This is a genomic window from Mesorhizobium sp. HAY1-8B (assembly GCF_056868045.1).
The window spans coordinates 452,331-476,296 of the sequence record NZ_CP200321.1; the positions used below are offsets into that span (position 1 = coordinate 452,331).

At 62.3% G+C, this 23,966-nt stretch carries 25 protein-coding genes, 1 other RNA gene and 1 pseudogene; 8 read left to right on the forward strand and 19 right to left on the reverse strand.

The genetic code is table 11. From position 1 onward, the window contains the following. Positions 1–161 precede the first annotated feature (161 nt). Positions 162–383: a 50S ribosomal protein L31 gene (rpmE, locus tag AC1VON_RS02250; protein ID WP_096451251.1), complete on the forward strand. Its 222-nt coding sequence runs from the start codon at positions 162–164 to the stop codon at positions 381–383. Between the two features lie 54 nt (positions 384–437). On the opposite strand, the gene AC1VON_RS02255 is transcribed toward rpmE, so the two are convergent. Next, positions 438–1,145 carry a hypothetical protein gene (locus AC1VON_RS02255; RefSeq protein WP_483120279.1) on the reverse strand — a complete coding sequence of 236 codons (708 nt, stop codon included), beginning with the start codon at positions 1,143–1,145 and terminating at the stop codon, positions 438–440. Positions 1,146–1,305: 160 nt separating this feature from the next. On the opposite strand from AC1VON_RS02255, the gene AC1VON_RS02260 reads away from it, so the two are divergent. Next, the gene (locus AC1VON_RS02260; protein ID WP_483120280.1) at positions 1,306–2,400 is read left to right on the forward strand and encodes an AraC family transcriptional regulator; all 1,095 of its coding nucleotides are present in this window, start codon (positions 1,306–1,308) and stop codon (positions 2,398–2,400) included. Between the two features lie 16 nt (positions 2,401–2,416). Here AC1VON_RS02260 and AC1VON_RS02265 read toward each other — a convergent pair whose 3' ends face one another. Next, positions 2,417–3,046, reverse strand: coding sequence for a TetR/AcrR family transcriptional regulator (locus tag AC1VON_RS02265; protein ID WP_483120281.1), 630 nt, complete (start codon positions 3,044–3,046; stop codon positions 2,417–2,419). 125 nt (positions 3,047–3,171) lie between these two features. Here AC1VON_RS02265 and AC1VON_RS02270 point away from each other — a divergent pair. Both AC1VON_RS02270 and AC1VON_RS02275 read left to right on the forward strand, forming a co-directional pair. Continuing rightward, positions 3,172–3,291, forward strand: a pseudogene (locus tag AC1VON_RS02270) (NmrA family transcriptional regulator); the annotation flags it as partial. 65 nt (positions 3,292–3,356) lie between these two features. Continuing rightward, on the forward strand, positions 3,357–3,833 hold the full coding sequence (locus AC1VON_RS02275; RefSeq protein WP_172348103.1) for an anthrone oxygenase family protein: 477 nt from the start codon (positions 3,357–3,359) through the stop codon (positions 3,831–3,833). 108 nt (positions 3,834–3,941) lie between these two features. On the opposite strand, the gene AC1VON_RS02280 is transcribed toward AC1VON_RS02275, so the two are convergent. The 6 genes from AC1VON_RS02280 to ssrS all read right to left on the reverse strand — a co-directional run bounded on the left by AC1VON_RS02280 (position 3,942) and on the right by ssrS (position 7,878). Beyond that, entirely contained in the window at positions 3,942–4,289 is a 348-nt protein-coding gene (locus AC1VON_RS02280; RefSeq protein WP_483120282.1) for an Rdx family protein, read from the reverse strand. 10 nt (positions 4,290–4,299) lie between these two features. Continuing rightward, positions 4,300–5,049, reverse strand: coding sequence for a YebC/PmpR family DNA-binding transcriptional regulator (locus AC1VON_RS02285; protein WP_172348101.1), 750 nt, complete (start codon positions 5,047–5,049; stop codon positions 4,300–4,302). A gap of 257 nt (positions 5,050–5,306) precedes the next feature. Continuing rightward, positions 5,307–6,074: a TerC family protein gene (locus tag AC1VON_RS02290; protein WP_483120283.1), complete on the reverse strand. Its 768-nt coding sequence runs from the start codon at positions 6,072–6,074 to the stop codon at positions 5,307–5,309. A 70-nt stretch (positions 6,075–6,144) separates the two neighbouring features. Further along, a complete protein-coding gene (locus AC1VON_RS02295) occupies positions 6,145–6,969 on the reverse strand; it encodes a TIGR00282 family metallophosphoesterase (RefSeq protein ID WP_483120284.1) in 825 nt (274 codons plus the stop codon). A 70-nt stretch (positions 6,970–7,039) separates the two neighbouring features. Next, entirely contained in the window at positions 7,040–7,627 is a 588-nt protein-coding gene (locus tag AC1VON_RS02300) for a 5-formyltetrahydrofolate cyclo-ligase (RefSeq protein WP_483120285.1), read from the reverse strand. A gap of 95 nt (positions 7,628–7,722) precedes the next feature. Then, a non-coding RNA gene (gene ssrS, locus AC1VON_RS02305) (6S RNA) lies at positions 7,723–7,878 on the reverse strand. Positions 7,879–8,024: 146 nt separating this feature from the next. Here ssrS and AC1VON_RS02310 point away from each other — a divergent pair. From AC1VON_RS02310 to msrB, 4 genes are all read left to right on the forward strand, one after another. Further along, positions 8,025–8,864, forward strand: a complete 840-nt coding sequence (locus tag AC1VON_RS02310; protein ID WP_483120286.1) for an AAA family ATPase — start codon at positions 8,025–8,027, stop codon at positions 8,862–8,864. Positions 8,865–8,955: 91 nt separating this feature from the next. Next, positions 8,956–9,402 (forward strand): GNAT family N-acetyltransferase, encoded by a 447-nt coding sequence (locus tag AC1VON_RS02315; protein WP_172348096.1) that lies wholly within the window; start codon positions 8,956–8,958, stop codon positions 9,400–9,402. A gap of 7 nt (positions 9,403–9,409) precedes the next feature. Continuing rightward, complete coding sequence (locus AC1VON_RS02320; RefSeq protein ID WP_483120287.1) at positions 9,410–10,600, forward strand: vWA domain-containing protein; 1,191 nt, start codon at positions 9,410–9,412, stop codon at positions 10,598–10,600. A gap of 102 nt (positions 10,601–10,702) precedes the next feature. Continuing rightward, positions 10,703–11,107, forward strand: a complete 405-nt coding sequence (msrB, locus tag AC1VON_RS02325; RefSeq protein ID WP_172348094.1) for a peptide-methionine (R)-S-oxide reductase MsrB — start codon at positions 10,703–10,705, stop codon at positions 11,105–11,107. Positions 11,108–11,180: 73 nt separating this feature from the next. On the opposite strand, the gene AC1VON_RS02330 is transcribed toward msrB, so the two are convergent. From AC1VON_RS02330 to AC1VON_RS02380, 11 genes are all read right to left on the reverse strand, one after another. Beyond that, entirely contained in the window at positions 11,181–11,489 is a 309-nt protein-coding gene (locus AC1VON_RS02330; protein ID WP_483120288.1) for a hypothetical protein, read from the reverse strand. 7 nt (positions 11,490–11,496) lie between these two features. Next, complete coding sequence (locus tag AC1VON_RS02335; protein ID WP_140776542.1) at positions 11,497–11,937, reverse strand: hypothetical protein; 441 nt, start codon at positions 11,935–11,937, stop codon at positions 11,497–11,499. 147 nt (positions 11,938–12,084) lie between these two features. Then, positions 12,085–12,345: a DUF2312 domain-containing protein gene (locus AC1VON_RS02340; RefSeq protein WP_027053014.1), complete on the reverse strand. Its 261-nt coding sequence runs from the start codon at positions 12,343–12,345 to the stop codon at positions 12,085–12,087. Between the two features lie 163 nt (positions 12,346–12,508). Then, positions 12,509–15,967, reverse strand: a complete 3,459-nt coding sequence (pyc, locus tag AC1VON_RS02345; protein WP_483120289.1) for a pyruvate carboxylase — start codon at positions 15,965–15,967, stop codon at positions 12,509–12,511. A gap of 305 nt (positions 15,968–16,272) precedes the next feature. Further along, positions 16,273–17,388 carry a branched-chain amino acid ABC transporter substrate-binding protein gene (locus tag AC1VON_RS02350; protein ID WP_172348091.1) on the reverse strand — a complete coding sequence of 372 codons (1,116 nt, stop codon included), beginning with the start codon at positions 17,386–17,388 and terminating at the stop codon, positions 16,273–16,275. Positions 17,389–17,525: 137 nt separating this feature from the next. Beyond that, on the reverse strand, positions 17,526–17,873 hold the full coding sequence (locus tag AC1VON_RS02355; protein WP_115140877.1) for a DUF6867 family protein: 348 nt from the start codon (positions 17,871–17,873) through the stop codon (positions 17,526–17,528). A 17-nt stretch (positions 17,874–17,890) separates the two neighbouring features. Beyond that, a complete protein-coding gene (locus AC1VON_RS02360; protein ID WP_140776550.1) occupies positions 17,891–18,619 on the reverse strand; it encodes an ABC transporter ATP-binding protein in 729 nt (242 codons plus the stop codon). Next, complete coding sequence (locus tag AC1VON_RS02365) at positions 18,619–20,118, reverse strand: ATP-binding cassette domain-containing protein (protein WP_483120290.1); 1,500 nt, start codon at positions 20,116–20,118, stop codon at positions 18,619–18,621. Before AC1VON_RS02365 ends, AC1VON_RS02360 begins: the two co-directional genes overlap by 1 nt. Continuing rightward, a complete protein-coding gene (gene livM, locus AC1VON_RS02370) occupies positions 20,118–21,713 on the reverse strand; it encodes a high-affinity branched-chain amino acid ABC transporter permease LivM (protein ID WP_483120291.1) in 1,596 nt (531 codons plus the stop codon). The genes AC1VON_RS02365 and livM overlap by 1 nt, the downstream gene beginning before the upstream one ends. 4 nt (positions 21,714–21,717) lie before the next feature. Beyond that, on the reverse strand, positions 21,718–22,620 hold the full coding sequence (locus AC1VON_RS02375) for a branched-chain amino acid ABC transporter permease (protein ID WP_172348089.1): 903 nt from the start codon (positions 22,618–22,620) through the stop codon (positions 21,718–21,720). 335 nt (positions 22,621–22,955) lie between these two features. Further along, a complete protein-coding gene (locus AC1VON_RS02380) occupies positions 22,956–23,957 on the reverse strand; it encodes a 4-hydroxyproline epimerase (RefSeq protein ID WP_483120292.1) in 1,002 nt (333 codons plus the stop codon). Positions 23,958–23,966 lie beyond the last annotated feature (9 nt).

Sequence of the window (23,966 nt, forward strand, 5' to 3'; positions counted from 1 at the left end):
CGCTTGCCGCGGCCTTGTGATTCAATTCCGCCTGATGTATAGGCTCGCCGACCGTTTTAGAAGCCGTGGCTCCTCAATAGCTGCGGCTTCGAGTTTTAAAAAGAGGCGCATCGACGCAGGCTCATGCCCGTCAGCCGCGCCGGCAAGCCAGGAACCGAGCCATGAAGAGCGCTATCCATCCCGATTACCACACCATCAAGGTCGTCATGACCGACGGCACCGAATACATGACCCGTTCGACCTGGGGCAAGGAAGGCGATACGATGAACCTCGATATCGACCCGACCACGCACCCGGCCTGGACCGGCGGCCAGCAGACCCTGCTCGACCGCGGCGGCCGCCTGTCGAAGTTCAAGAAGCGTTTCGAAGGTTTCGGCCTCTAAGCCCTTTCGGCATTGCCGCAGATCAAAAACCCGCCTTCGAGGCGGGTTTTTTGTTCAACGAATGGTGGCACGAACAAAGTCACCCTTGATGGCAACCGAGGGTTTGGCGCCGGCGGTGCTGACAAGCGAACTGTCGACCAAGGACGCCGTCGCGGTGACCGAATAGCTGATCGCAACCCCCTGCCCGAAGGACAGCGTGGCATCCAGCGCCTTGCCGGTGATGGCGATGTTTTCGTCCTGCCTGACACTGCCGAAGGCGAGATCGGCTTTCAGCGCGTCGCCTCTGAGGTCGACGGTCGAGGCATGCCCATCCAGCGAAATATCGGCCGCCTTGCTGGTTATGGCGATGGTGGAGAAATCCCCCGACATGTTGGCCTGCAGCGCGGCCTGGTCGATCGACACCGAACTCTCGGGCTGAATGTTGGCGTTGATCTCGACCCTGCAGTCGGAGGGATCCAGCCATGAGGAGGGGGCAACGTCGATACGCAATGTCGAGGCCTCCAGCTTCATGTCGCTGGCAAGGCTGCAGTCATTGGCGAACCAGCTCGAATACCAGCGCGCGAACCAGCCTTCGCGCCGGCTGCCGATCGTCGCCTGGTAAGGCGCCGAGGCCGAAGTGGTGAGTCTGACGGAACTGGCTTCGCCCGATATGACGACGGCGCTCACGCCGGCGAGATCAAGTGTCTTGCCGGCATCCCCGCTTGCCGGTGACGCAAGCACGACGCTGCCGAATGACAGCAGGCCAAGAATTGCGGATTTCATTGATATCTCCGATCATGTGTGGCGGTCCCGGCTGGACCGTGGCGCTGTCGGAATGACCCGGGACGCCGATTTCCGCGACCTCGATCGCGATCCGGGACGACCGTGAACGCAATCCAGGTCATTGTCGGTCGCTGCCAGCCCTGGGACCACGCTTGCGATCATGATCTTCATTCCCCTGCCGTTCGTCGTCGCCCTGCTGCTCGTGATCCTGCTTGTGCAGATGATCCGCGCAAACGAGGCCGATCTGCGCGAGCACATCGCCTTCATGCTACTGATGGCCGCCTATGCCTTGCAGTCGGTGCTGATCGGCATCCGCTGGGGTTATGATGTCAGGGCCATGATGCCGGTCCAGTCGGTGCTGGCGACGCTGATCGCACCGCTTGCCTGGATCGCCTTCAGCGGCTTGACGAAGGAACGATCGGAGCATCGCCTGGCACGGCTGTGGCCGCATCTGCTGCCGGCCTGCCTGGTTGCCTTGCTGTTGATCTTCTGGCGCGAGCCGGTCGGCCCGGTGATCATCCTGGTGTTCCTGTCGTATGGGCTGGCGCTTCTCTGGCTTGCACTGGCCGGCCCGGATGTCCTTGTCGAATCGCGCCTCGACGGCGTCTTGCGGTCCTACCGGTCGCTGTGGGTGACGGCGCTGGCGATCTTCGCGTCGCCGGTCACCGACATCATCATCAGTCTCGACATGCAATGGACCGGCGGATCTCATTCCGGCGCGGTGATTGCCGGCGGCAACGTGCTGGCGCTGTTGCTTCTCGGCGGTGCTGCCGCGGTCGCCAGCGAAACCGCCGCACCGGACGAAGACCAGGAAGAAGAGGATGAGCCTCGGGGGCAAGCCGCGCCGCGGATAACCAGCGAAGACTCCGCGGTCGCGGCGGCGGTCGACGCGCTGATGCAGTCGAAGGAACTCTACAAGGATGTCGATCTCAACCTTGGGCGCATCGCCAGGCGGCTCGGCCTGCCGGCACGGCAAGTGTCGTCGGCGATCAATCGCATTCACGGATCGAGCGTGTCGCAATATGTCAACAACCAGCGGATCGACGAGGCGCGCCGCCTGCTGGCGACGACGGACGCGCCGATCACCCGCATCATGTTCGACGCCGGTTTCCTCAGCAAATCGAACTTCAACCGCGAGTTCCTGCGCATCACCGGCCTGAGCCCGAAGGCCTGGCGGCTTGAGCACCAGCCGCCAGGCGGTGCGATGTTGGTCACATCCTTGCCGGCCACATCTTTGCCGGAGGGAGGAAGATGAACATGCGCAGGGCCACTCAGTCTCCGGTCAGTTCCCGCAGCGCCATGCGCTTGTAGGCGGCGACCAGCCTGTCGCCTTCCTGCCGGTCGACCGAGATGGCCAGCCGCATCGCGGCCTCGCCCATCTGCCAGACGAGAAATGCGGTCGTCTCCAGGGAGACCGGGTCGGCGCCCGGATGTAGGCGCTTCAGCACCGCCACAAGGAATTCAGCGTTGGCCCGGCTGTCGGCGAGTTCGAGCTGGCGCAGCGCCTTGTCGGCCTGCGTGCCAGACCAGATGTCGCGCATCACAGGCTCGGCCAGGAACAGCCCGTAATAGATATCGACAAGGTCCGAGAAAGCCCGCCGCAGGCCTTCGGCATCGCCGACATTGGCGAGTGCCGCTGAAATGCAGGCCTGGCTCTCGGCTGTGTAGCGCTCGGCCAGCGCCCAGATGATCGCCCGCTTGTCGGGAAAGAACTGGTAGAGCGAGCCGATCGACACCCCCGCCCGTTCCGCGACTTCGCCCATGCGCATGGCATCGCTGCCTTGCTCGGTGATCAGCGCCGAGGCTGCGGCCAGCATGCGCTCCACCCGCTCGCGGCTGCGCTGCTGGCTCGGCGCCCGCCGTGGCGAAGCGATCTGCTCGCTGGCCGGCGTGCCTTCCATGGGCTGTCTCCAATAAAGCACTCGGCACGATCGCCGAGGAAATGGCTTGACTCGCAAAATACGAGGGTTTATCACGTTTTGCAAATGTGAGTATTACTCATGTTTTGAACCGAAGGAAAGCCACCATGACCGACACCAAGCCAATCCTGATCCTCGGCGGCACCGGCAAGACCGGCCGCCGTCTTGCCGAGCGGCTGACGGCGCGGGGCATTCCGGTACGGATCGGCTCCCGTTCCGGCACGCCGTCCACCGAAAGACTTCTCCGCCTACGCAACCGAAACCGCCGCTAGCCGAATCTGGAGCAACTGAGATGATCAAGCTTCTTCCCGCTCTCACCATCATTGCCGCGATCGGCTCGGGACTCGTCGCCGGCGTGTTCTTCGCCTTTTCCAATTTCGTCATGGCGGCGCTTGCCCGGCTGCCTGTCCCGCAAGGCATCGCGGCGATGAATTCGATCAACATCACGGTGATCACGCCCACTTTCATGACGGCGCTTTTCGGTACCGGCCTGCTCTGTCTGGTGCTTATCGCCGCCGCCATTATGGGCTGGGCCCAGTCCGGCTCGTACTGGCTGCTCGCCGGCGCGGTGATCTACGTCATCGGCAACCCAATCGTGACCATGGTCTTCAACGTGCCTCTCAACGATGCGCTTGCCGCTGTCGACCCGGCCAGCAGCAACGGTGCCGCCGTGTGGGCGAACCATCTGAGCCAATGGGTGATGTGGAACCACGTCCGCACCATCACCGCCATCGTGGCGATGGCCTGCTTTATCTTCGCGTTGCGCTAGAAGCAATTCCAGGAAAAGTGTGAGGCGGTTTTCCCGGGAAAAGCGCGCAGCGCTTTCCCTTGGGAATTGCGTCAAACAAAGCAGTCGATGAAACGCAAAAGCCTCAGCTCAGGCAGGGTCTTTTTGCGCGTGCCCTTTTGACGTGTGGCCCTTGCGATCGGAATGACCGAGATCGCGATCCGGGTCGATCACGTCACGCACCAGCTGCTTGAGTTTTGCCGCATCCGGAAAGCCGCCGTCGCGCTTGCGGTCCCAGACCAGCACGTCGTTGCAGGAGACGGTGAAGACGCCGCCGGTGCCGGGCACCAGCGTCACCTCGCCGAGATCCGTGCCGAAGGTGGAGAGCAGCTCCTGCGCCATCCAGCCGGCGCGCAACAGCCACTGGCACTGCGTGCAATAGGTGATGCGGATGGCGGGCAACGGCTTCTCGCTCATATCGGATTGAGCTCTGCTCATATCCCGCCGATCACGCCGCGCTGAGCTTGGCCAAGGTCTCGTCGTCGACTTCAAAGTTGGCGTAGACGCTTTGCACGTCGTCGTCGTCCTCGAGCGTGGCGACCAGCTTCATCAGCGATTGTGCCCGCTCCTCGTCGACCGGAACATTGTTTTGCGGCTTCCAGATCAGCTTCACCGATTCCGCTTCGCCGAGCGAAGCCTCCAGCGCCTTCGACACCTCGCCGAGATTCTCGAAGGCGCAGTAGATCGTGTGGCCTTCCTCGTCCGACTCGACATCGTCGGCGCCGGCTTCGATCGCCGCGTCCATGACCTTGTCGGCGCTGCCGGCCGATGCCGGATAGTAGATCTCGCCGACACGGTCCCACATGAAGGACACCGAGCCGGTTTCGCCCATCGCGCCGCCGGCCTTGGTGAAGGCCGCGCGCACATTCGACGCTGAGCGGTTGCGGTTGTCGGTCAAGGCCTCGACGATGACGGCGACGCCACCTGGGCCATAGCCTTCATAGCGCACAGCCTCGTAGTTTTCGGCATCGCCCATCGAGGCCTTGTTGATGGCGCGTTGGATATTGTCCTTCGGCATCGACACGGCCTTGGCGTTCTGGATCGCCAGCCGCAGGCGTGGGTTCATCGATGGATCGGGCGTGCCGCTCTTGGCGGCAACGGTTATTTCGCGCGCCAGCTTGGAAAACATTTTCGACCGCACCGCGTCCTGACGGCCCTTGCGGTGCATGATGTTCTTGAACTGCGAATGGCCAGCCATGGCACCCCTGTCGTCTTCTCGGCTAGAGCATCCTGCAGCCAGGTGGATCACCTTGCCCTTCGCAAAAATGCTCGAATTCAAAATTTCAGAGCGTCCCAGGTGCAACCCACGGAAGCACGGCGTTCTCTGTCGGAATGGCCGGCTTATAGATAAATCGGCTCAATTCGTCCAGCGCGCCGTATCCGGGACGTCTGCTTGCGCCTGATGACCGATGTCGGCCGGATTGCCGGTGTTCTGGGGAAGAGCCAACTCTGGATTCAATGCCCGTCGCCGGATTTCGCTTTCTTGCGCCGCCGTGCCAGCATGTTGAGCCCCTCGACCAGCGCCGAGAAACCCATCGCCGCGTAGATGTAGCCCTTCGGCACATGGTAGCCCATGCCATCGGCGATCAGCGTCATGCCGATCATCAACAGAAAGCCCAGCGCCAGCATGACGATGCTGGGGTTCCGGGCGATGAAGTTGGCCAGCGGCCCCGCAGCCAGCATCATCACGGTGACGGCCACGATCACCGCGATATACATGATGGCGATCTCGTCGGTCATGCCGACGGCTGTGATGATGGAGTTGATCGAGAAGACCAGATCGAGCAGCAGGATCTGGAAGATGGCGCCGGCCAGCGAAATCTTGAGCGTCTCGCCCAGCATCGTGTCCTGATGGTCGTCCGGATCGACGGTATGATGGATTTCCTTCGTCGCCTTCCACACCAGGAACAGGCCGCCGGCGATCAGGATCAGGTCGCGCCAGGAGAAGCCGTGGTCGAATGCGGTGAATACCGGCGTCGTCAGCTGGACGATGACCGAAATGGTGGCCAGCAGCACGAGCCGCATGACCAGTGCCGCCGAGATGCCGAGCCGTCGGGCGCGGGCCCGTTGCGCTTCCGGCAGCTTGTTGGTCAGGATCGAGATGAAGATCAGATTGTCGATGCCGAGCACGATCTCGAGCACCACCAGCGTCAGCAACGCGACCCAGGCCGTTGGATCGGATACAAACTGAAAATGCGGCGCCAGGAACTCAATGAGCTGCATGGAGGTCGTCCCCTCTACGATCTAGAGCAGTGTCGCCGGCAGTTAGGTACTACAAACCTCTATATCAATGTCACGACCAGAAAGACGGGGCCGTTTCTTCAAGTCTCGGCCCGCGACGAAACGGCGCGATCTTTTCGGTCAGGCCCGTGCGATCGGAAATAGTCACGCCGACACCGCACAATGTTGCAGGTCCAGTCGCAGCCTCGAAGCGGCCTTTCGGCACTTTCGACAGGAACCGGTTGAGCGGCTCCTCCTTGTCCATGCCGAGCGAGGAATCATAATCGCCGCACATGCCGGCGTCGGAAATGTAACCCGTGCCGCCATTGAGGATCTGGTGATCGGCGGTCGGCTGGTGGGTATGGGTTCCGACGACGAGACTGGCGCGGCCGTCGACGAAATGCGCGAAGCACATCTTCTCCGAGGTCGCCTCGGCGTGGAAGTCGATCACCACCGCATCGGCCTGCTCGCCGAGCGGACAGGCGGCAAGCTCGCGCTCACCAGCCTGGAACGGATCGTCGAGCTCCGGATGCATGAACACCCGGCCCATGATGTTGGCGACCAGGACCCTGGCCCCGCTCCTGGCGATATAGACGCCGGACCCGCGCCCGGGCGTGCCCCTGGGAAAATTGGAAGGGCGCAGGAAGCGCTCTTCGCGCGGCGCGAAGGCGAGTGCGTCACGCTGATCCCAGACATGGTTGCCGGTGGTCACGACATCGGCGCCGGCCGCGATCGTTTCTCGGAATATCTCTTCGGTGATGCCGAAACCGCCGGCGGCGTTCTCGCCATTGACGATGACGAAGTCGAGTTTGAAATCCGAGATCAGGCCAGGCAGTTGTTCCCACACCGCCGTGCGTCCTGTTTTTCCAACCATGTCTCCGAGGAAGAGAAGTCTCATATGATCCCGCACCGAAAGTCAGCGAAGCAAAAGCTGCATGACGTCCGCGAAAAGATCATGCCTCCATTATCTACAATTTCGGTGCGAAGCGGCGCAACCCGTTCTCTGTGAGTATTTCCGGGATGACGACGTCATGGGGCTCATCCGGAACCTGCGGGACTTCCTGGCATTCGAAGGCGATGCCGATCAGCCGGGGTGCATGCCCCTTGTCGACGAGCTTCGCGATCGCCCGGTCGTAATAGCCGGCGCCATAGCCGATGCGGTGGCCGCGCGCGTCGAAGGCGGCGAGCGGCACCAGCATCACCTCGGGATCAAGGACCTCGGCCTCTTCATGGGGTCCGACCGTGCCGAAGCCCATATCCACCATCGGTGCCCCGCGAACCAGCTCGCGAAAGACGATCGTGGTCTTGTCGAGAATGGCCGGCAGGCAAAGTCTCGCGCCCTTTTCGCGCAAGGCGAACATCAACGGCCTGACGTCGACTTCCGAACGCATCGGCCAGAAGCCGGATACGATCTGGCCGGGCTCGATAGCGAGATGATCGCGCGCCGTCTCGGCCATTTCGAGCGCTGCCTCGACCCGCCAGAATTCATCGAGCGCGTCGCGGCGTCCAAGCGCTTCGCGCCGCAGCTGTTTTTTCAGGTCTTTGAGAGATGTCATGCGCGGACGATAGAAAAGGCCGGATATGGATGGCGTTTTAGGAGCGACGTTTTCTACCGCATCATCCACCGGAATCCACGAGCGCATGCAAGAAGTGACGATCCACGCAACCGGTGGAGAGAGCGATCCCGGGAACCTACAAAGTAGGTGGGCGCCGTGTGAGAAAACCCACGGGTCTTCCCAGGGACAGCTCCCTAAGGATCGTTAAGGCCCCGGGGAAAATGTTCTCCTGCCGGGAAGCGCAGACCGTCTCCCTCAATATAGGCCGATGGTCCCCCGAGCGCCAGAGAGTTGCCATTCTTTCCGTGCGGGGCTCGCGACGTCGCCATCGCCGCCTCACTCTTGCGCGGGCCGAGCCGCCTCCTTACGGTCGCCCGGAATGAACGAAGGAGCAAAAATGCGTTTCGAAGGCACGGCGGCCTATGTCGCCGACAAGGACCTGATGGTGGCCGTCAACGCGGCGATCGCGCTGGAACGGCCCCTGCTGGTCAAGGGCGAGCCCGGCACCGGCAAGACCGAGCTTGCCCACCAGGTGGCGGCCGCCCTCGGCCTCGACCTCATCGAATGGCACGTCAAATCGACGACGCGGGCGCAGCAGGGTCTTTACGAATATGACGCCGTCTCGCGACTGCGCGACAGCCAGCTCGGCGATGCCAGGTTCAACGACATCAAGAACTACATCAAGCGCGGCAAGCTGTGGGAAGCGTTCGCGGCCGGCAGGAAGGTCGTGCTTTTGATCGACGAGATCGACAAGGCCGACATCGAATTCCCCAACGACCTCCTGCAGGAACTCGATCGCATGGAGTTCTTCGTCTACGAGACCGGCGAAACCATAAGCGCCGCCGTGCGCCCCATCGTCATCATCACCTCCAACAACGAGAAGGAGCTGCCTGACGCCTTCCTGCGCCGCTGTTTCTTCCACTACATCCGTTTTCCCGACGTCGACACGCTGCACAGGATCGTCGACGTCCACTATCCCGGCATCAAGCAGAATTTGGTGCGGGCGGCCCTCACCCAGTTCTACGAAATCCGTGACGTACCGGGCCTGAAGAAGAAGCCTTCGACCTCCGAGGCGCTCGACTGGATAAGACTGCTGGTGGCCGACGACATCGCGCCGGAGGATTTGCGCGCCGACCCCAAGAACGCGCTGCCCAAGCTGCACGGCGCGCTGCTGAAGAACGAACAGGACGTCCATCTGTTCGAGCGGCTGGCCTTCATGGCGAGAAGGCAGCAATAGGCAGGCAGCAATAGCGCTTTGCCCTTCTGTGGACCGTTGCTGCCGGCAGGACAGGAAGGCAGCTTCGGCCAGAACCCTTCGGAGGAATGAAATGTCTGAGATTATCGTCCGCCCGCTCGCGCAGTCCGACCACGCCGACTGGAAGCGCCTGTGGACCGACTACCTCACCTTCTACGAAACCAAGCTGCCGGAAGAGGTCTACGTCGTTACCTGGAAGCGGCTGTTCACGGAAGGCGAGTTCGAGCCGAAGGGCTTTATCGCGACGCTCGACGGCAAGGCGGTCGGCCTCACCCACTATCTCTACCACCGCTCCGGCTGGTCGGAGAAAAACAACTGCTATCTGCAGGACCTGTTCGCCGACCCGGACGTGCGCGGCAAGGGCATCGGTGCGGCGCTGATCAAGGCGGTGAAGGACGCGGCGGAAAAAATCGGCGTCAGGAATGTCTACTGGATGACGCACGAAACCAACACCACCGCGCGCAAGCTCTACGACCATGTCGCGCGTCGCACCGGCTTCATCGAGTATGATCTGCTATAGGTAGAAGATGTTCATCCCCTTCTTCCTCGAACTGAAGGCAGCGCGTGTTCCCGTCTCGCTCAGGGAATATCTGTCGCTGCTGGAAGGATTGGAAGCCGGGCTGGTCGACTATGACGTCGAGGGTTTTTATTACCTTGCCCGCGCCGCTTTGGTGAAGGACGAGCGCCACATCGACCGCTTCGACCAGGTGTTCGCCCATGTCTTCAAGGGCATCGAGGCGCTGGGCGGACCGGATGCGGTCGACGTCGCCAATATTCCCGAGGAATGGCTGCGCCGGCTTGCCGAAAAACACCTGACCGAGGAAGAGAAAAAGCTGGTCGAGGCGCTCGGTGGCTTCGAAAAGCTGATGGAAACCTTGAAGCAAAGGCTGGAGGAGCAGAAAGGCCGCCACCAGGGCGGCTCGAAATGGATCGGCACCGGCGGCACCTCACCCTTCGGCGCCTATGGCTATAATCCCGAGGGCGTGCGCATCGGCCAGCACGAAAGCCGCAACCGACGCGCGGTGAAGGTGTGGGACAAACGCGAGTTCCGGAATTTCGACGATGCGGTGGAACTCGGCACTCGCAACATCAAGATAGCGCTGAAGCGGCTGCGTCGCTGGGTGCGCGAGGGCGCCGAGGAGGAATTCGACCTGCCCGGCACCATCCACGCCACCGCCGAGCACGGCTATCTCGACGTGCAGACGCGGCCTGAACGGCGCAATGCCGTGAAACTGCTGATGTTCTTCGATGTCGGCGGCTCGATGGACGACCATATCAAGAGCGTGGAGGAGCTGTTTTCGGCGGCACGAGCCGAATTCCGTCAGCTCGAATATTTCTATTTCCACAACTGCCTCTACGAAGGCGTGTGGAAGGATAACCGGCGCCGCCATGCCGAGGTAATCCCGACATCAGACCTCCTCCACAAATACGGTCCGGACTACAAGGTGATCGTCGTCGGCGACGCCTCGATGAGCCCTTATGAAATCGCCCACCCCGGCGGTTCGGTCGAGCACTGGAACCCGGAGGCCGGAGCCGTCTGGCTCGGCCGCCTGCTGCAGCAATGGCCGAACGCGGTATGGCTCAATCCGGAAAACCAGAAGAACTGGGGCTACACCCATTCGATCGCGATGATCCGCGACATCTTTGGCGGCCGCATGTTCCCGCTGACGCTGGCCGGGCTTGAAGGCGCGACCAAGCAGCTTTCTCGGAAACATTGATCTTGTCGAAAGTCCGCCGCTGGGCGAACCTGTAACAAATGCCTATGTTCATGCGAATATGAGCTGCAACCAATAACGAGCCGCCAAGGCTGAGGAGATCAAATGGACACCCACACCTACCCCGTCACCCGCACCGATGCCGAATGGCGCGCCCGGTTGACGCCGGAGCAGTATGCGGTCATGCGCAACCACGGCACTGAGCGCCCCGGAAGCTGCGCTCTTCTCTACGAGAAGCGCGCCGGCACCTTCTTCTGCGTCGGCTGCGATCAGCCGCTGTTCGAATCCAAGCTGAAGTTCGAAAGCGGCACCGGCTGGCCGAGTTTCAACGACCCGGTGCCGGGTTCGATCGAGACCACGGTCGACCGCAGCTACGGCATGGTCCGCACTGAATGCCACTGTGCTCGCTGCGGCAGCCATCTCGGCCATGTCTTCGAGGACGGTCCGCCGCCGACCGGTCTGCGCTACTGCATCAACGGCGTGGCGCTGACATTCGAGCCTGCGGCCTGAACGATATCCTGTAGGTTTCGGCAAAGGGCGGCTTCGGCCGCCCTTTTTCGTACGCGCTCAACTGACTATCGCCTCAGATGACAACTGTCGCTATCAGCCAGAGCGCCGAGCCCAGCATCATCAACAATGCCTTGGCGCCTGATGTCTCGGCCGTCCGCCAGACCGCGATAGTGAGAAAGATGTTGTACGGCACCGGTGCGAGATGCACCGCCAGCACAAGGCCGAGCGGCATCTTCAGCCCAAGCAGGATCAGCGCTGCCGCGGACGATGCAACGTTGATCCCCGTCCCGACCAGCAACATGTCGCGCCAGAACAGCCGGCCGATCGGCACCAAGCCAAGCCAACGCGAGCGGAAGAAGGACCTGACGCCTTCCTGTGACACCGGCGCCCTATCCCTGTCCGAGCACTTCGGTGACGGCGCGCTCGACACGCGAGCATTCGGTCACCAGCCAGTCGGTCATCGCCGGCCAGTTATCCTCGGCAAAGCAATTGACCCGCCACATCGAATTGATGCCGAGGCCTTCGCAACTTTGTTCCGGCCTGAGCTTCAGCCGGTCCTCGATCTCTGGCTGGAACGGCTTCAGCCGCGACCAGCTTTGCGTCGCGCCGAACTTCTCGTTGCGGCCGAAGAAGACGCCGACATGATTCTGCGCCGGCGCGACATACATGGAAATGACCAGGGCGAAGTCAGGCAACCCGCGCTGCCAGAACCAGGGTCCGCGCCGTGCCAGCCGGGCTCTCTCTTCCGGATGCCGCTCAGCGAACAGCGTCCAGAAGCCGCGATGGCGGAATTCCGAGGCGCGGCGGCCGCCGAAGTCGAATTCGCTCATGGTTCAAACCGTATCTCCTGCAGGCGCATCGGGCTCCGGGTGGCCAAAGCAATTCCAGGAAAAGTGTGAAACGCCTTCCCTTGGAAATTGCATCAACAAAGAGATAGGGCAGTTCGCCGTTTGCGTGAAACGGAGAACGCTCTGGTCCTACTCCATGCCGAGCGCGGCCATGTACAGGTCGAGGATGGCGTCCTCTTCCTGCCGTTCGGCCTGGTCCTTCTTGCGCAGACGGATGATGGTGCGTATCGCCTTGGTGTCGAAACCGGTGCCCTTGGCCTCGGCGAACACTTCCTTGATGTCGTCGGCGATCGTCTTCTTTTCTTCCTCGAGCCGCTCGATGCGCTCGATGAGGGCACGCAGCTGGCCGGCGGCAACAGTCTGGCTGGTCTCGGTGATATCGTCGGCCATGTTCTTCTCCAAAGATTGTTTCTGCGCCGCGACTCGCAAAGTTGCCGGCAGCGAATTTCAGCGGTTCGATGCCCGACCGGGGGCGACGGGTCAAGCCGTTATCGAACAGCTCACCAAGGGCTGCCGACAGAAGCCGACAGCCTGCCCGCTCTTTCGCGAGCTTTCAGTTGAAGGCGATCAGCAGATCCTTGGCATCGATCTGGTCGCCGGCCTTGACCAGCACCTCGGCGACGGTACCGTCTCGCTCGGCATGCAGAGCCGTCTCCATCTTCATGGCTTCGATGGAGAGCAGCACGTCACCCGCCTTCACCGCCTGGCCGGTAGTGACGGAAAGGGCGGAGACCACGCCCGGCATCGGCGCGCCGACATGCGCCTCATTGCCAGGCTCGGCCTTGCGGCGGGCCTTGGCGGCGGAAGCGCCATGCGCCCGGTCAGGCACCTTCACGCGACGCGGCTGGCCGTTGAGTTCGAAGAACACGGTGACCATGCCCTTCTCGTCGACATCGCCGATGGCGAGGCAACGCACGACCAGCGTCTTGCCTTTCTCGATGTCTATGAAGATCTCGTCTTCGGACTTCATGCCGTAGAAATAGGTCGGCGTCGGCAGGACGCTGACCGGGCCGTAGGTCTCTTGCGCGCCGGCAAAGTCGGTAAACACCTTCGGATACATCAGCCACGAGGCGAACTCGTATTCCGAGAGCTTGCGCTCGAGCTTCTCCTCGATTTCCTTGCGGTTGGCCTTGAGGTCGGCCGGCTTGAGCAGCGATCCGGGCCGCGCCGTGATCGGCTTGTCGCCCTTCAGCGCCTTCTTCTGCAGCGCTGCCGGCCAGCCGCCCGGCGACTGGCCGAGATCGCCGCGCAGCATCGAGACGACCGAATCCGGGAAGGCGATGTCCCTGGCCGGATTCTCGACATCGGCGACCGTCAGGTCCTGGCTCACCATCATCAGCGCCATGTCGCCGACGACCTTGGACGACGGCGTCACCTTGACGATGTCGCCGAACATCAGGTTGACGTCATGATAGGTCTGCGCCACTTCGTGCCAGCGTGTCTCCAGTCCGAGCGAACGCGCCTGTTCCTTGAGGTTGGTGAATTGCCCGCCCGGCATTTCATGCAGGTAGACTTCCGAAGCCGGCCCTTTCAGGTCGCTTTCGAAGGCGGCGTACTGGTTGCGCACCGCTTCCCAATAGAACGAGATCTTGCGTATCCATTGCGGGTCGAGGCCCGGGTCACGCTCGGTGCCCTTCAGCGCCTCGACGATCGACCCCAGGCAAGGCTGCGATGTGTTGCCGGAGAAGGCGTCCATCGCCGCGTCGATGGCGTCGACGCCGCTCTCCACCGCCGCCAGCACTGTCGCCGCCGACAGGCCCGACGTGTCATGGGTGTGGAAATGGATCGGCAGGTCCGTCGCCTCGCGCAGCGCCTTGAACAGCACGCGTGCCGCCGCCGGCTTCAGCAGCCCGGCCATGTCCTTGACGGCGATGATGTGGGCGCCGGCGGCCTGCAGTTCGCCCGCCAGCCCGACATAATATTTCAGATCGTACTTGGCCCGCGCCGGGTCGAGAATGTCGCCGGTGTAGCACATCGCCGCTTCGATCAGCTTGCCCTCGGCGCCGACGGCGTCCATGGCGACGCGCATGTTCTCGACCCAGTTCAGGCAATCGAAGACGCGGAACAGATCGATACCGCCGCTCGCCGCCTGCTTGACGAAATGCTGCACGACATTGTCGGGATAGTTGGTGTAGCCGACGCCGTTGGCGCCGCGCAGCAACATCTGCAGCAACAGGTTGGGGGCCGCCTCGCGCACCAGCGAGAGCCGCTCCCACGGATCCTCGGTGAGGAAGCGCATGGCGACGTCGAAGGTCGCACCGCCCCAGCATTCGAGCGACAGAAGCTGCGGCAGGGCGCGTGCGTAGGTACCGGCGATGCCGGCGATGTCGTGTGTGCGCACGCGCGTGGCCAGCAGCGACTGGTGGCCGTCACGCATCGTCGTGTCGGTGACCAGCACCTCTTTCTGTTCGCGCATCCAGACGGCGAATTTCTCCGGCCCCAGCACGTCGAGCTTCTGCTTGCTGCCAGCAGGCACATTGCCGTTGAGGTAGGGCACGACGGGTGCGGCCGCATCGGCCTTCGGCATCGGCCGGCCGCGCGTCTCGGGATGGCCATTGACGCTGACATCGGCCAGGTAGTTGAGCAGCTTGGTCGCCCGATCCTGACGCTTGACCTGCTGGAACAGCTCCGGCGTCGTGTCGATGAACTTGGTCGTATAGGAATTGTCCGCGAAGCTCGGGTGGTTGATGATCGCTTCGAGGAAGGTGAGATTGGTGGCGACGCCGCGGATGCGGAATTCGCGCAGCGCGCGATTCATGCGGGCAATCGTCTCGGCCGGTGTTGGCGCCCACGCCGTCACCTTCTCCAGCAACGGATCGTAGAAGCGGGTGATGACCGCGCCTGAATAGGCGGTGCCGCCGTCGAGGCGGATGCCGAAGCCGGTGGCGCCGCGATAGGCGGTGATGCGGCCATAGTCCGGAATGAAATTGTGCTCGGGATCCTCGGTGGTGATGCGGCACTGCAGGGCATGGCCATTCAGCCTGATGTCCCTCTGCGCCGGCACGCCCGACTGCGGTGTGCCGATGGCGAAGCCGTCGAGAATGTGGATCTGCGCCTTGACGATGTCGATGCCGGTCACCTGCTCGGTGACGGTGTGCTCGACCTGGATGCGCGGATTGACCTCGATGAAATAGAATTTTCCGGTATCGGCATCCTGCAGGAACTCGACCGTGCCGGCACCGATATAGCTGGTTTCGCGCGCGATCTTCAGCGCATGGCCACAAAGCTCCTCGCGTTGCGACATTTCGAGATAGGGAGCGGGCGCCCGTTCGACGACCTTCTGGTTGCGGCGCTGGATCGAGCAGTCGCGCTCGAACAGGTGCACGACATTGCCGTGCGTGTCGCCAAGCACCTGCACCTCGACATGGCGGGCGCGTTCGATCAGCTTTTCGAGATAGACCTCGTCCTTGCCGAAGGCGGCCTTGGCCTCGCGCTTGCCTTCCGTGACTTCACGGGCGAGATCGGCCTCGGACCGGATGGCGCGCATGCCGCGTCCACCGCCGCCCCACGAGGCCTTCAGCATCACCGGATAGCCGATCTCCTTGGCCAGTCTCTTGACCGCCTCCATATCGTCCGGCAACGGGTCCGTGGCTGGGATGACCGGCACGCCGACCTCGATAGCGAGGTTGCGCGCCGCGACCTTGTTGCCGAGGCGGCGCATCGTGTCCGGCTTCGGGCCGATGAAGGTGATGCCGGCTTGCGCGCAGGCTTCGGCGAATTCGGGGCTTTCGGACAGCAGCCCGTAGCCCGGATGGATGGCATCGGCGCCTGAAAGCCTGGCGACGCGGATCACTTCCTCGATCGACAGATAACTCTCGATCGGCCCCATGTCCTTGTTGAGATGCGGGCCGCGCCCGACCTGGTAGCTTTCGTCGGCCTTGAAGCGGTGCAGCGAATATTTGTCCTCCTCGGCCCAGATCGCCACGGTTTTGAGGCCCAGTTCGTTGGCCGCGCGAAAGACGCGGATGGCGATTTCTGACCGGTTGGCGACGAGGATCTTCGTGATTGCCAAGGACTGGGCTCCAGCAGCGGAAGGGGACGGGAAATCGGCGCAATGATTAGCGTGAAAATGCTGCAGTGCAAACAGAATCGGCGCGCGATTAAACCGATTTAAATGGATTTTTTATCAGGAACCCGCCCGCATCGGCTCGAAAGTTTGGCCTCATGGCCGCGAGCGCCGCCGGTGCTTCGATGTTTACCGGCTAAAGAGCGTGCTGTGTGCCTGTTGTGCGGCGCCCGTCATGCCACGTCGACGGTCAAAGAAAATGCCCGGCGCAACGCGCCGGGCATCATGGATATCAGACCTGCTGAAGCAGCTTATTTCGGGAACCAGGAATACTTTCCGTCGTCCTTCTTCTTCCACTCGTACATGATGTAGCCCGGCAGCTTCGGGTCGCCCTTGGCGTCATAGGCAAGATCGCCCAGAACGGTCGGGTACGGTCCGTTTTCATGCAGTGCCTTGGCAACAGCCTGCGGATCGTTCGACTTGGCTTTGGTGGCCGCCTCGGCGATCGCCTGCACGGCGGCATAGGCGTAGAGCGTGTAGGCCTCGGGCTCGAAGCCCTGCGCGCGGAACTTTTCGACGAGTTCCTTGTTGGCCGGGATCAGGCGCGGGTCGGGACCGAACGTGTTGAGCGTGCCGGCGACAGCGTCGCCCGCGATCGCTGCGAGTTCGTCGGTGACGATGCCGTCACCCGACATCAGCGTGGCCTTGAGGCCCTGGTCCGCGGACTGGCGGATGATCAGGCCGGCTTCGGTGTGCAGGCCGCCCCAGTAGATCAGGGTGACGCCGGCTTCCTTCATCTTGGCGATGAGCGCCGAGAAGTCCTTGTCGCCGACATTGACGCCTTCATACATCACTTCCGTGACGCCGGCGGCATTCATCGCCTTCTTGGTTTCATCGGCAAGGCCCTGGCCATAGGGCGTCTTGTCGTGCACGACGGCGACCTTGGCATCCTTGAAATTCGCGGCGATATAGGCGCCGGCGATGCCGCCCTGCTGGTCGTCGCGTCCGCAGGTACGGAACACGTTCCACAGGCCACGCTCGGTGAACTTCGGATTGGTCGCGGCCGGCGTGACTTCGACGATGTTGTTTTCAGCGTAGACTTCCGAGGCCGGGATCGACACGCCCGAGTTGAAGTGGCCGACCACGAACTTGACGCCGTCGCCGACGAACTTGTTGGCGACCGAGATACCCTGCTTCGGATCGGAGACGTCGTCGCCGACTTCAAGCTTGATCTGCTCGCCGTTGATGCCGCCCTTGGCATTGATCGCGGCGACGGCCGCTTCGGCGCCCTTCTGCAGCTGTGCGCCGAAGGCCGCGTTCGGACCGGTGATCGGACCGGCCACGCCGAACATGACATCAGCCCACGCATTGCCGCTGAACGCGACCAGCGCGGTCAGGGCAACGGCGGACAAAAGTGACTTTTTCATTTAAACGCTCCCATTAACGGAGTGGGCGTGGATGAAGCTTTCATGCGATGCCCACCCTTATCGCAGAAAGCATAGTTTGCCGATTTTCAGGCACTTGTCACGCCGATTCATCCCTGACGCGGCGTTAATGACGAGCCTCAACCTTTGGGTTTCCAGCTCAAGATTGAAGCTCTTTCGTAGAGCCAATTATACTGTGTGACCATCTGGTTGGTTCGTGTGTATTGATAGCCAACGAAACCCAGTATCATCAGTACGATGGTGTCGACGATATAGTAATGCAGCGAGAACATCGTGCCGTTGAACAGCGCATGGTGGATGAAGCGGATGCCGATGCCGAGCCCGAGCAGATAAGCGAACAGCTGGATGAAGCTGCGCCATGTCTGGGCGCTGGCCTTGCCAGTCATCCAGGCTGCCCAACCGCCGAGCAGGCAGGTGACGAAGAAGAACTGCCAGATTGACGGTTCTTCGTAGAGAATGCCTTGCATGGTGAGGACTCCTGAACTCAGTGATGTCCGCCTTCGAGATAGGCGGCGCGCACTTCCGGATTGGCGAGCAGTTCCTTGCCGGTGCCGCTCATCGTCACATTGCCGTTGACCATGACATAGCCGCGCGTGGCGAGCTTCAGCGCGCCGAAGGCATTCTGCTCTACGAGGAACACGGTCAGCCCTTGCGTGCGGTTCAGCTCGCGGATGGCATCGAAGATCTGCTTGACGATCAGCGGCGCCAGCCCCAGCGACGGCTCGTCGAGCAGAAGCAGTTTCGGCCGCGCCATCAGCGCGCGTCCGATCGACAGCATTTGCTGCTCGCCGCCCGACAGCGTGCCGCCGCGCTGGGCGATGCGCTCCTTCAGCCGCGGGAACAGCGTGAACACCTTCTCGACGTCCTCGTCATAGTGCTTGAGATTGTCGAGGCTGGCGCCCATTTGCAGGTTTTCCATCACCGTCATGCGCGGGAAGATGCGTCGGCCTTCGGGTGATTGCGCGATGCGCATGCGTGCGATTTCGTGCGTCGGCAATTGGGTGATGTCGGTGCCGGCGAAGGTGATTGTGCCCGTGCGGGCGCGCGGAGCCCCGAAAATGGTCATCATCAGCGTCGACTTGCCGGCGCCGTTGGCGCCGATCAGCGCCACGATCTCGCCCTCGTTGACGGAGACATCGACGCCGTTCAGCGCCCGGATGTTGCCGTAGTAGGTCTCAACGCCCTTGATATCGAGCAGCCTTGTCCCGGCCATTATTTGCCCCCTCCACGCTTGCTCGACACAGGTTTGGCCGCGGCCTTCCCGGATGCCGCAGTGGCACTCTTTGCCGAAGTATGGCTGGCTGCCACCTTGCCCGCGTCGACACGGCGCGAGAATTCCGTATCCTTGCCCTGACCGAGCAGCTTGGCCTGCTTGACCCACTCCTCGCGCGCGATGCGCCCGTCGAAGGCGAGATAGGCTTCGGCCGCCTCGACGTCGGCCTTCTTCCAGGCGCCGATCTGGTCGAAGTGGAAGATGCCGTGTTCGTTGAGCTTCTTTTCGTTGACCGTGCCGATGCCCTTGATGCGGGTCAGATTGTCTGCCTTGCCGCCACGAGGGGCGGCAAGGCGGTTCGAAATGCCTTCAGCCTTCGCCGCGGGCGCCTTGGTGGCGGTTTTCTTCGGTGCGGCCTTCGCCGCTCCGGCCTTCGCGGCCGATCTTGATGGTGTCCCGACAGGTTTGCTCACCACGGTGGCCGCGCGGGCATCGATCTGCGCCGCTTTCGAGGCGCCCTTCGACACGGTGACGCGCTCGCCCTCGCTGTGTCCGACGGTGTCGGTCACCGGTCCTGCCAGGTAGGATGACGATGTCCCCGGGCCATGCGCGGCATCCGGCCCGATGTCGAGCTGCTCGATGACGTCCTCGTCGCCGACCTCGGTCAGCACGGTCTCGACCTCCTCGTCGTCGACGCCGAGATAGGCGGCGATGACGCGCGGATCGGTGCGCACCGACTGCGGATTGCCGTCGGAGATCTTGCGACCGTATTCCAGCACCACGACGTGGTCGGAAATCTGCATGACCACCGACATGTCGTGCTCGATCAGGAGTATCGAGGTGCCGGTTGTATGCTTGATGTCCATCAAGAGTTCGTTGAGTGCCGCCGATTCCTTCGGATTGAGGCCGGCCGCCGGCTCGTCGAGGCACAGAAGCTCGGGCCCGGTGCACATGGCACGCGCGATCTCGAGACGCCGCTGCGCGCCATAGGGCAGGTCGCCGGCCGGATCGTCGGCCCGGTCGACGAGATCGGCCTTCTCGAGCCAATGTCTGGCCAGGTCCACCGATTCGGCCGAGGCCTTGCGGTAGCCGCTGAAGCCGAACAGGCCTAGGATCGTATAGCCCGATGCCTTCATCAGCTTGTTGTGCTGGGCGACCAAAAGGTTCTCCAGCAGCGTCATGCCCGAGAACAGGCGGATGTTCTGGAAGGTACGCGCCACCTTGGCGCGCGCCGGGATCTCATGGTTGGGCAACCGTTCGAGCAGATAGCTCGAACCGTCGGCGCGGTTGAGCGTGATCATGCCTTCCGACGGCTTGTAGAAGCCGGTGATGCAGTTGAACACGGTGGTCTTGCCGGCACCGTTGGGGCCGATTAGTGCCGTGATCTCGCCGCGCCTGGCGGTGAAGGACAGGTCGCCGATGGCGACCAGGCCGCCGAACTTCATCGACAGATGATCGACCTGCAGGATGGCTTCTTTCATTTGCGTGGTCGCATTCATCAGCCGTGGCCCTCCTTGGTGAAGGAGCTTGAGACAGCCCTTCGCTCCTTGAGGAAGGCGGTTGGTTCACGACTGCCGACGAAACCGCGCGGCTTCCACAGCATGACGATGACCATGGCCATCCCGAACAGAAGCATGCGGTAGAGTTCCGGGGTGAAATCAGGCCCGAAGACCTGCTTGAGGAAGTCGAGTTCGCGCAGCGCCTCGGTGCCGCCGATCATCACCATCGCGGCGACCGCGATGCCGACCAGCGACCCCATGCCGCCGAGCACGACGATGGCCAGGATGATGGCCGATTCCAGGAAGACGAAGGATTCGGGGCTGACGAAACCTTGCCGCGCGGCGAAGAACGAGCCGGCGAACCCGCCGAACATGGCACCGGTGGCAAACGCCGTCAGCTTGGTCGTCGTCGTGTTGATGCCGAGCGAGCGGCAGGCGATCTCGTCCTCGCGCAGCGCTTCCCAGGCACGGCCGACAGGCATGCGCCGCAGGCGGATCGTGACGAAGGCGGTGAGCAGCGCCAGCGCCAGGATCAGGTAGTAGAGGAATATCTTGTAGTAGGCGCTCGAGGTCGCGAGGTGCAGAACCTTGGCGATGTAGTTGGGGTCCGAAACGTTGAAGGTCATCAGACCGAAGAAGGTGACTTTCGGAATGCCGGAAATGCCGGCCGAGCCATTGGTCACGTCGCGCCAGTTGATCAGCACCAGGCGGATGATCTCACCGAAGGCGAGCGTGACGATCGCCAGGTAGTCGCCGCGCAGGCGCAGCACCGGAAAGCCGAGCAGCACCCCCCACAGCGCCGCCATGGCGCCCGCGGCCGGCAGCAGGATCCAGAACGACAGGCCGAAATGCGTGGCGAGCAGCGCGTAGGCGTAAGCGCCGACCGCGTAGAAGGCGACGTAGCCGAGGTCGAGCAGGCCGGCGAGGCCGACGACGATGTTCAGTCCCCAGGCCAGCATCACATAGATCAGGATCTGGATGCCGAAATTGTCGACCCATTTCAGCGAGCCCTGCAGCCCGGTGGCGACAGACCACGACATGAGCGACAGCACGGCGACGACAAGAATCGGGTAGAGCACCAGCGCGGCAATGCCGAGCTTGGTGAAGTTGGCATGGATGAAGCCGCGGAAATAGTAGATCACGCAGGCCAGCACATAAATGACCGCCAGGGCGCGCAGGAATTGCAGGTAGCCCGCCGGTTCCGCTCCCACCCATCCGGCGAGCGAGTTGTTGAACACGAACAACAGCACCGCCGCGACGATGGCCCCGATGAAGGCCGGCAGCGTGAAGAAACGCGACGCCACGCTGGCCGGCAACAGGCCGGTGGCTACGTTGGCGATCTTCTGGTTGGCCATGAAGGGTTGGCCGTAGGCAACGTAGAGAAAGCGTCCGACCGCGGTCGCGATGACCACGGCGGCGAGCAGGCCCCAGCGCTGCACGACGACCAGTTCGTTGGACATGTTCTGGTCGGTTCTGAGCCCGATGAACAGCACGAACAGGCCAAGCGCGATGGCGCCAGCATACAAGGCCTCGCGCAATGCGCGCGGCACGGGGTTGGCGACGGTGTCGCGGTCGGGAGAAACGGTCACGGCCATGGTCTCAGACCTTTTCGACTTCTGGCCGGCCCAATATGCCGGAAGGCAGGAAGATCAGCACGATGGCCAGGATCGAGAACGCCGCCACGTCCTTGTAGTCGATCGAGAAATAGGCCGACCACATGCTCTCGATGAAGCCGATCAGCAACCCGCCGAGCACGGCACCGGGAAGCGAGCCTATGCCGCCAAGCACCGCCGCGGTGAACGCCTTCACCCCTGGGACGAAGCCGTCGGAGAAGGCGATGACGCCGTAATACATCAGGAACAGCGTGCCGGCGACGGCGGCAAGGGCCGCGCCCATGATGAAGGTGATCGAGATTGTGCGGTCGACATCGATGCCGAGCAGCGCGGCCATCTTGCGGTCCTGCTCGCAGGCGCGCTGGGCGCGGCCAAGCGAGGTCCTGTTGACCAGGTACCAGAACAGCACCAGAAGCAGCGCCGTGACGACGACGATGATGATCTGCTTGAGGGAAACGCTGACGCCGTTGATGTTATAGACCTGGCTGACCATCGGCGGAATCGGCTTGTTGCGCGGGCCTTGCGTGACCTGGACGAAGTTCGACAGTGCGATCGACATGCCGATGGCGGTGATCAGCGGCGCCAGCCGGAACGAACCGCGCAGCGGCCTGTAGGCCACCTTCTCGATCGTCCAGTTATAGAGGCTGGTGAGCAGCATCGCCACGATCATCATGACCAGCAGCGCGATGACCACGGGCACCGAATAAAACAGCGCGCCGAGGATGAGGAAGACGATCAGCGCCGTGAAGGCGCCCACCATGAAAATGTCGCCATGGGCGAAGTTGATCATGCCAATGATGCCGTAGACCATCGTGTAGCCGATCGCGATCAGCCCATAGATCGATCCCAGCGTCAGCCCGTTGATAAGCTGCTGGACAAAGTACTGCATGTGTACATGGCTCCCCTGGAATGTCGCCCATGCAGACGCATCCCTTTTCGTATTTCCCCTAGTCGTAAAGTTTCGAGCCCGGATTGCAACGTGATTTTTTTGATCGCCCCGCGTGTTTCCGATTCACGTCGTTCCGACCGCCCATTCTTTGCACCCGACCCTGGACTATCGCGGACCCTAGCATTGGCATAACGCAATGTCCTTGATGATTCAGACGTATAATGCGCTCCGTTTCGAAGAAACTGCCGTCAAAATTAGGTGATAGGACGAATTGTTGCGTTCCTGACATGGTTCGTTCTTTTGCCACATACCTTTCCGCAAGGGCAGGATTCCTCCTACTTGACAACAAAACCATGCGCGAACGGATCCCGGTCGTCGATGAAGATCGTGTTCAGTCCGGTCATCCGTGCCCAGCCGCCGATCGAGGGAATGATCGCCGGCTTGCCAGCCACGGTGACCTCTTTTTCGACCTTGCCCTTGAACAGCGAACCGATGATCGATTCATGCACGAAGGCGTCGCCGGCCTTCAGATTGCCCTTGGCATGAAGCTGCGCCATGCGCGCCGAGGTGCCTGTGCCGCACGGTGAGCGGTCTATCGCCTTGTCGCCGTAGAAGACGGCATTGCGGGCATCGGCCCCTTCCACCGTCGGCTCGCCCGTCCACAGCATGTGCGAGAGCCGGTTGATGCCGGGGTTTTCCGGATGCACGAAGGTGTATTTCTCGTTGAGCCGCTGCCGCACCACCGGGCTCCAGGCGATAAGATCGCCGGCCGAATAATCCGCCATGTCGCGAAAGTTCTTCTGCGGCTCCACGATGGCGTAGAAATTGCCGCCATAGGCGACATCGACGGTGATCTCGCCGAGCCCGGGACATTCGACCGTCAGGCCTTCGGCATAGAGGAACGACGGTACGTTGGTGATGCGCACCTCTTCGACATACTCGCCGACCTGTTTGTACTCGGCGATGACCAGGCCGGCCGGCGTGTCGAGCCTCAGCACACCTGGCGTCTTCGGCTTGATCAGCCCGTGTTCGATCGCCATCGTCACCGTGCCTATGGTGCCGTGGCCGCACATCGGCAGGCAGCCGGAGGTTTCGATGAACAGGATCGCGATGTCGCAATCCTCGCGCGTCGGCGGATAGAGGATCGAACCCGACATCACGTCGTGGCCGCGCGGCTCGAACATCAGGCCGGTGCGGATCCAGTCATATTCGGCGAGGAAGTGCGCGCGCCTTTCCATCATGGTCGAGCCCGCAAGCAGCGGGCCGCCGCCGGCGACCAGCCGCACCGGATTGCCGCAAGTGTGGCCGTCGATGCAGAAGAAGGATTTCTTGGCCATGTCGCTCCT

Excerpts from the sequence above, each read along its gene's own strand:
- AC1VON_RS02280 (WP_483120282.1), bottom strand. The coding sequence starts at position 4,289 with ATGAGCAGAGCTCAATCCGATATGAGCGAGAAGCCGTTGCCCGCCATC.
- AC1VON_RS02380 (WP_483120292.1), bottom strand. The coding sequence starts at position 23,957 with ATGGCCAAGAAATCCTTCTTCTGCATCGACGGCCACACTTGCGGCAAT.
- AC1VON_RS02355 (WP_115140877.1), bottom strand. The coding sequence starts at position 17,873 with ATGCAAGGCATTCTCTACGAAGAACCGTCAATCTGGCAGTTCTTCTTC.
- rpmE (WP_096451251.1), top strand. The coding sequence starts at position 162 with ATGAAGAGCGCTATCCATCCCGATTACCACACCATCAAGGTCGTCATG.
- msrB (WP_172348094.1), top strand. The coding sequence starts at position 10,703 with ATGGACACCCACACCTACCCCGTCACCCGCACCGATGCCGAATGGCGC.
- AC1VON_RS02290 (WP_483120283.1), bottom strand. The coding sequence starts at position 6,074 with ATGCAGCTCATTGAGTTCCTGGCGCCGCATTTTCAGTTTGTATCCGAT.
- AC1VON_RS02275 (WP_172348103.1), top strand. The coding sequence starts at position 3,357 with ATGATCAAGCTTCTTCCCGCTCTCACCATCATTGCCGCGATCGGCTCG.
- AC1VON_RS02285 (WP_172348101.1), bottom strand. The coding sequence starts at position 5,049 with ATGGCTGGCCATTCGCAGTTCAAGAACATCATGCACCGCAAGGGCCGT.
- AC1VON_RS02360 (WP_140776550.1), bottom strand. The coding sequence starts at position 18,619 with ATGGCCGGGACAAGGCTGCTCGATATCAAGGGCGTTGAGACCTACTAC.
- AC1VON_RS02310 (WP_483120286.1), top strand. The coding sequence starts at position 8,025 with ATGCGTTTCGAAGGCACGGCGGCCTATGTCGCCGACAAGGACCTGATG.
- AC1VON_RS02255 (WP_483120279.1), bottom strand. The coding sequence starts at position 1,145 with ATGAAATCCGCAATTCTTGGCCTGCTGTCATTCGGCAGCGTCGTGCTT.
- AC1VON_RS02300 (WP_483120285.1), bottom strand. The coding sequence starts at position 7,627 with ATGACATCTCTCAAAGACCTGAAAAAACAGCTGCGGCGCGAAGCGCTT.
- AC1VON_RS02340 (WP_027053014.1), bottom strand. The coding sequence starts at position 12,345 with ATGGCCGACGATATCACCGAGACCAGCCAGACTGTTGCCGCCGGCCAG.
- AC1VON_RS02260 (WP_483120280.1), top strand. The coding sequence starts at position 1,306 with ATGATCTTCATTCCCCTGCCGTTCGTCGTCGCCCTGCTGCTCGTGATC.
- AC1VON_RS02315 (WP_172348096.1), top strand. The coding sequence starts at position 8,956 with ATGTCTGAGATTATCGTCCGCCCGCTCGCGCAGTCCGACCACGCCGAC.
- AC1VON_RS02350 (WP_172348091.1), bottom strand. The coding sequence starts at position 17,388 with ATGAAAAAGTCACTTTTGTCCGCCGTTGCCCTGACCGCGCTGGTCGCG.
- AC1VON_RS02265 (WP_483120281.1), bottom strand. The coding sequence starts at position 3,046 with ATGGAAGGCACGCCGGCCAGCGAGCAGATCGCTTCGCCACGGCGGGCG.
- livM (WP_483120291.1), bottom strand. The coding sequence starts at position 21,713 with ATGGCCGTGACCGTTTCTCCCGACCGCGACACCGTCGCCAACCCCGTG.
- AC1VON_RS02295 (WP_483120284.1), bottom strand. The coding sequence starts at position 6,969 with ATGAGACTTCTCTTCCTCGGAGACATGGTTGGAAAAACAGGACGCACG.
- AC1VON_RS02375 (WP_172348089.1), bottom strand. The coding sequence starts at position 22,620 with ATGCAGTACTTTGTCCAGCAGCTTATCAACGGGCTGACGCTGGGATCG.
- AC1VON_RS02365 (WP_483120290.1), bottom strand. The coding sequence starts at position 20,118 with ATGAATGCGACCACGCAAATGAAAGAAGCCATCCTGCAGGTCGATCAT.
- AC1VON_RS02335 (WP_140776542.1), bottom strand. The coding sequence starts at position 11,937 with ATGAGCGAATTCGACTTCGGCGGCCGCCGCGCCTCGGAATTCCGCCAT.
- AC1VON_RS02320 (WP_483120287.1), top strand. The coding sequence starts at position 9,410 with ATGTTCATCCCCTTCTTCCTCGAACTGAAGGCAGCGCGTGTTCCCGTC.